General features: G+C 70.6%; 7 protein-coding genes. 3 read left to right on the forward strand and 4 right to left on the reverse strand.

Annotated elements, in window-relative coordinates; translation table 11 throughout:
- Nucleotides 1–302: DUF222 domain-containing protein (locus FPZ47_RS26300; protein WP_145039714.1), on the reverse strand; the 302-nt coding region annotated here is incomplete at its 3' end.
- A 78-nt stretch (nt 303–380) separates the two neighbouring features.
- Nucleotides 381–1,838 carry an FAD-dependent oxidoreductase gene (locus FPZ47_RS26305; protein ID WP_144957049.1) on the reverse strand — a complete coding sequence of 486 codons (1,458 nt, stop codon included), beginning with the start codon at nt 1,836–1,838 and terminating at the stop codon, nt 381–383.
- Nucleotides 1,839–2,107: 269 nt separating this feature from the next.
- Between FPZ47_RS26305 and FPZ47_RS26310 the strand changes: the two genes are divergently transcribed.
- Nucleotides 2,108–2,566, forward strand: a complete 459-nt coding sequence (locus FPZ47_RS26310) for a DUF732 domain-containing protein (protein WP_210420019.1) — start codon at nt 2,108–2,110, stop codon at nt 2,564–2,566.
- Here the strand turns inward: FPZ47_RS26310 and FPZ47_RS26315 are convergent.
- Complete coding sequence (locus FPZ47_RS26315; protein ID WP_144957043.1) at nt 2,563–2,844, reverse strand: DUF3017 domain-containing protein; 282 nt, start codon at nt 2,842–2,844, stop codon at nt 2,563–2,565. The genes FPZ47_RS26310 and FPZ47_RS26315 overlap by 4 nt on opposite strands.
- Complete coding sequence (locus FPZ47_RS26320) at nt 2,841–3,689, reverse strand: bifunctional methylenetetrahydrofolate dehydrogenase/methenyltetrahydrofolate cyclohydrolase (protein WP_144957040.1); 849 nt, start codon at nt 3,687–3,689, stop codon at nt 2,841–2,843. The genes FPZ47_RS26315 and FPZ47_RS26320 overlap by 4 nt, the downstream gene beginning before the upstream one ends.
- A gap of 39 nt (nt 3,690–3,728) precedes the next feature.
- Between FPZ47_RS26320 and FPZ47_RS26325 the strand changes: the two genes are divergently transcribed.
- Complete coding sequence (locus FPZ47_RS26325) at nt 3,729–4,937, forward strand: NADH:flavin oxidoreductase (RefSeq protein WP_144957037.1); 1,209 nt, start codon at nt 3,729–3,731, stop codon at nt 4,935–4,937.
- Nucleotides 4,938–5,021: 84 nt separating this feature from the next.
- On the forward strand, nt 5,022–5,482 hold a 461-nt coding region (locus FPZ47_RS26330), incomplete at its 3' end, for an FHA domain-containing protein (protein ID WP_145039717.1).

A 5,482-nucleotide genomic window follows, 5' to 3' on the forward strand; every position in this document is an offset into this window, starting at 1 on the left:
CGGGGGCCCAGGTCGGCGGCCGCGCGCACCCGCCGAGAGGCGTCGGTGCGGGTGATCAACGCCGCCTCGGCGATCGCATGGGAGAGCCTGCCGCCCAACTCCTCCGGGGTGGCCTGGTGGGCCAGGGTGTTGATCACCGCATGCTCGAGAGCCGGCAGGCGCCGGCGCACCTTTTCCACGCGGCCCAGCCAGGCCAGTAGCTCCGGGGTGGTCAACGCCTCGCAGTCGAACCCCAGCAGTGTGTCCAGGCCGGCGTCGAGGGCGTCGAACGCCGCCCTCAGCTCCTCCCGATCAACACTCACACCGCGAAACTATCGGCACCCACCGACAAGAAACCCGGGAATGTGACCACTGAAACCGAAGTGACGCAAGTTTTTTGGCTAGAAGGTCAACCCTGACAACATGACCCGATTCGGGTCGTACTTCTGCCGCACGGCCGACAGCTGCGAGAGGTTGGAACCGAAGTAGCGCGACGCCGGGGTGTTGGCCTCCAGGTAGTTGACGTATCCACCGACCGAATACTGTTGCACCGCTTGGTGTGCGGAGGCCAGCCATTTCGTCGCCGCCCGCACCTGGTTGGCGGCGGGCTCGGCGTACCACTGCAGCACCGCGGACTGCCGGCGCCACGGGAAGGCCGTATCGCCGGGAGCGATGTCACCGGCCGCGCCCCCCAGGGGGTCGACGAGCACGGAGGCCTTCCCGGCCGCCGCGGGCCACTGCCCGATGGCGGTCGCAATCGCATGTGCCGCGGCGGCGTTCACCGTCGAGATCACGTCCGATCCGGCGACGAAACCGCGCGGCGACGCCGACGAGCTGCCGCCGGCAAGGTATGTCGCCAGGTCAAGGTGGGTCATCGTCGTGTTCTGGACGCCGCTGGGTTGCACGCCGACCGCGGACTTGATCGCGTTCGCCACGGAGTTGCCCGAACCCACGGAACAGGTGGCCAGGATCTGGCAGTTCGTCTGCGCCGACCCGATGGCGAGATCGACGCGCCCCCAGGTGTTCCGGTCGGCCGCGTTCAGCCACGACTGCCAGCCCGACAGCACCTGCACCGCCGACGACGACGGGAAGTCCAGCCGCACCACGTCGGTGGAGTCGGCGGCAAACGTGGCGAACGTCATCGACGTCGTCACGCCGAAGTTGCCGCCGCCGCCACCGCGGAGCGCCCAGAAGAGATCGGGGTGGTCGTTGGCGGACGCGGTGACGACGTCGCCGCTCGGCAACACGACCGTGGCCGACTGCAGGGTGTCGCAGGTGAGGCCGGCGCGCCGGGTGTCGGCGCCGATGCCGCCGCCGAGCGCCGATCCCCCGATGCCGACCGTCGGGCAGGTGCCGACCGGGACCGCCCGTCCGGCGCCGGCGCAAGCTTGTTGCAGCGCAGACAGATTGGTTGCCGGGGTCACCGTCACGTTGCCGCCGTCCAGCTGCGCCCCGCCGGGCAGCCCCCGCAGGTCGAGCACCATCGCGTTCGCGGCGGTCGAGGCACCGATATAGGAATGTCCGCCACCGCGCGGGGCGATCTGCAGCCTGTTCGCCGTCGCGAACGCGACCGCCTTCTGCACGTCAGCCTGCGAAGAAACCTCAACCACCGCAGCCGGATTCGAATTGTTGTAGAAGGAGTTGAACACCTGCTTGGCGGCGGCGAATTGGGCGCCGCTGGCCGGCACCAGCACCCTGCCGCCGATGGAGGACGCCAGGCCGCCCCACCCGCCGGCCGTGTCCGCGGCCGCCCGCGCGGTCCCGAACACCGTCCCCGTCGCCAGCATCCCGACGGCGCCGCGAAGGAACGTCTGGCGCGAGATCGCGCGGTCCGGCGGACGGCTCGCATTCGTCGTCATGAGCCGGATTCTGGAACATCTGTGGGCCGAAAGCACCGCGCCGGGGCGCGTGTCGGATCACAGTGTGGCGTCGATGTGTCCGCCGTCCGCCGATTCGCGGTTGCGCGGGTCCTCGCCCGGTAACCGATGCCGCTGCCGGGCGGCGCGCACGAAACGGCACGGTGTGCGAAAATTGATCCCACCGTGTCCTCGATGTGATCGTGATAGGCCAAAGTTCTCGGAGTGATCCGAGTGCCGGAGGAGCACTCACGACAGACGGGGAAGCTGTCTTGAAAGCACGGCCACGCACTCACGATTGGATCTCGATGTTCCGTCATCAGCCCCTGAGCATTCGGTTGCTGGCCGGCGCGGCCGCCGTCGTCACCGCGGCGGCGGCCCTCGCGGCGCCGGCCGAGGCCGACTGGACGACCGACGACGGCTTCATCGACGCACTGAATCACGCCGGCATCAACTTCGGCGAGCCCGGCAACGCGATTGGCGTGGGTCAGTCCATCTGCCCGATGCTCGTCGAGCCGGGCGGGAACTTCGCCGCCGCTGCGGCGCGGGTCCGGGGTGGGGGCATGTCCCCGCAGATGGCGCAGCTATTCACCACCATCGCGATCCAGACGTACTGCCCCGAGGAGATGGCGTCGATCGCCAACGGCAACCTGACCGGCGGCCTGCCGCAGGTCCCCGGGATGCCGCAGGTTCCCGCGATGCCGGGCCTGCCCGCGCTGCCGGGCGCCTAACCGGTACCCAGCGGGTCGATGGTCCAGGCGATGTAGACCATCGCGGCCCCCACCGTCGCGGTGGTGATGAAGTCGACGCCCTTGCTGCGCACCACCAGCAGGCCGGCCCGGTCGTCGGGCAGCGCCAACCGCAGCATCGCGGCGACGCCGACGCCGATGCCGAGCAGCAGCGCACCGCGACGCCAGAAGTTGGCCCCCGCCAACGCGAAAGCCGTGGCGAAGATCAGCCCCACCAGCAGTATCGGCCACTGGGCCCGCAGCACGGCGCGACCGTTCATTCCCGCTCGGCGCGCTCGACGACGTTGGTCAGCAGGAACGCGCGCGTCAAGGGGCCGACGCCGCCCGGGTTGGGCGACACGTGGCCGGCCACCTCCCACACGTCCGGATGCACGTCGCCCACCAGGCCGTCCTCGGTGCGGCTGACGCCCACGTCGACCACCGCGGCGCCGGGGCGCACCATGTCGGCGGTCAGCATGTGGGGCACCCCGACAGCGGCCACGATGATGTCCGCCTGCCGGGTCAGCGCCGACAGGTCGCGAGTTCCGGTGTGGCACAACGTCACCGTGGCGTTCTCGGAGCGACGGGTCAGCAGCAGCCCCAGCGGCCGGCCGACCGTCACACCGCGGCCGATGACGACCACGTGCGCCCCGGCGATCTCGACGTCGTAGCGCCGCAACAGGTGCACGATGCCACGCGGGGTGCACGGCAGCGGCCCCGGCGTGCCGAGCACGAGCCGGCCGAGGCTGGTCGGGTGCAGCCCGTCGGCGTCCTTGTCCGGGTCGACCCGTTCCAGCGCCGCGTTCTCGTCCAATTCACCCCGCGGCAGCGGCAACTGCACGATGTAGCCGGTGCACTCGGGGTTGGCGTTGAGTTCGTCGATGGTGTCGTTCAGCGTGGCGGTGCTGATGTCGGCGGGCAGGTCGCGGCGCATCGACGTGATGCCGACCTTGGCGCAGTCGGCGTGCTTGCCGCGCACGTAGGCCTGCGACCCGGGATCGTTGCCGACCAGGATGGTGCCCAGCCCCGGCGTGCGACCCGACGCGGTCAACGCGGCCACCCGCTGTTTCAGGTCGACGAAGATCTCGTCGCGGGTGGCCTTGCCGTCCAGTGTGATTGCGCCCACGCCTCACAGTCTGGCACGCGACGGGTCTAGGCTCCTCGCATGTCTACCCCTGCTGACGTGTTCGCCCCGGCCAAGCTGGGTCCGGTGACGCTGCGCAACCGGACCATCAAGTCGGCGACGTTCGAAGCGCGCACGCCCAACGGGTTGGTCTCCGACGACCTGATCGAATACCACCGCCTGCCCGCCGCGGGTGGGGTCGGCATGACGACGGTCGCCTACTGCGCGGTGTCCCCCGGCGGCCGCACCGAGGGCAACGGGCTCTGGATGCGCCCGGAGGCGGTGCCCGGGCTGCGCCGGCTCACCGACGCGGTCCACGCCGAGGGGGCGGCGGTGAGCGCGCAGATCGGCCACGCCGGTCCCGTCGCCAACGCCAAGTCCAACAAGGCCACCGCGCTGGCGCCGGTGCGGTTCTTCAACCCGATCGGGATGCGGTTCGCCAGGAAGGCGACCCGCGACGACATCGACGACGTGACCGCCGCCCACGCCGACGCCGCCCTGCTGGCCATCGACGCCGGCTTCGACGCGGTCGAGATCCACCTGGGCCACAACTACTTGGCGAGCGCGTTCCTGTCGCCGCTGATCAACCGCCGCGACGACGAGTTCGGCGGATCGCTGGAGAACCGGGCCAAGGTGGCCCGCGGGCTGGTGATGGCCGTGCGCCGTGCGGTCGACATGCGCGGAGCGGGACGGATCGCGGTCACCGCCAAGCTCAACATGACCGACGGGGTGCGCGGCGGCATCAGCACCGAGGAGGCGCTGACCACCGCGAAGTGGCTGCAGGACGACGGCGGGCTGGACGCGATCGAGCTCACCGCGGGCAGCTCGCTGGTCAACCCCATGTACCTGTTCCACGGCGATGCACCGATCAAGCAGTTCGCCGCCGCCTTCAAGCCGCCGCTGAGCTGGGGCATGCGCATGACGGGCAAGAAGTTCCTGCGCGAGTATCCCTACCGCGAGGCCTACCTGTTGCGCCACGCCAAGCTGTTCCGCGCCGAGCTGACGATGCCGCTGATCCTGCTCGGCGGCATCACCAACCGCGAGACGATGGATTTGGCGATGGCCGAGGGGTTCCAGTTCGTCGCGATGGGCCGGGCGCTGCTGGCCGAGCCCGATCTGATCAACCGGATCGTCGCCGACGGCGACCGGCACAGCGTGCATTCGGCCTGTACACACTGCAACCAGTGCATGGCCACCATCTACAGCCGGACGTACTGCGTGGTCACCGGCGCCCCCGATTCGGCCCGCTGACGATCCGCGCCGCCGGGGTGCGTGCGGGAAGGCGGGGGCTCGGGCCCGACGAGGACCTTCGTTGCACCAGATAAAGTTGGTTCGATGAGTGCACCAGCCCCGCCAGTCCTGACCGTCCGCTACGACGGAGGTGAAGGCACCTTCGCGGCGGGCCACGACGTGGTGGTCGGGCGCGACCTGCGGGCCGACATGCGGATCACCCATCCGCTGATCTCGCGGGCACACCTGCTGCTTCGCTTCGACCAGGGCCGCTGGCTGGCGATCGACAACGGTTCGCTCAACGGGACCTTCGTCAACGGCCGGCGCGTTCCCGTCGTCGACATCCACGACGGCCAGTGCATCAACATCGGAAACCCCGACGGGCCGCAGCTCAGGTTCGAGGTCGGCCGGCACCAGGGCATGGCCGGGCGTCCCCCCGAGACCGAGTCGATGCGCCTCCCGGCCGGCGCGACCCGGGCCTCGGGTGCGGCCTGGGCCGCGTCGCCCGGTGCTCCGCCCGCTCCCCCCGGCCCGCCCGGGCCGCCGCCCGCCCGGCCGTCGGCACC

The organism is Mycobacterium helveticum (assembly GCF_007714205.1).
GTDB classification, from domain to species: domain Bacteria; phylum Actinomycetota; class Actinomycetes; order Mycobacteriales; family Mycobacteriaceae; genus Mycobacterium; species Mycobacterium helveticum.

What these genes read in the sequence shown, in the direction of transcription:
- FPZ47_RS26305 (WP_144957049.1), bottom strand. Translation starts at nt 1,838, where the DNA reads ATGACGACGAATGCGAGCCGTCCGCCGGACCGCGCGATCTCGCGCCAG.
- FPZ47_RS26315 (WP_144957043.1), bottom strand. Translation starts at nt 2,844, where the DNA reads ATGAACGGTCGCGCCGTGCTGCGGGCCCAGTGGCCGATACTGCTGGTG.
- FPZ47_RS26325 (WP_144957037.1), top strand. Translation starts at nt 3,729, where the DNA reads ATGTCTACCCCTGCTGACGTGTTCGCCCCGGCCAAGCTGGGTCCGGTG.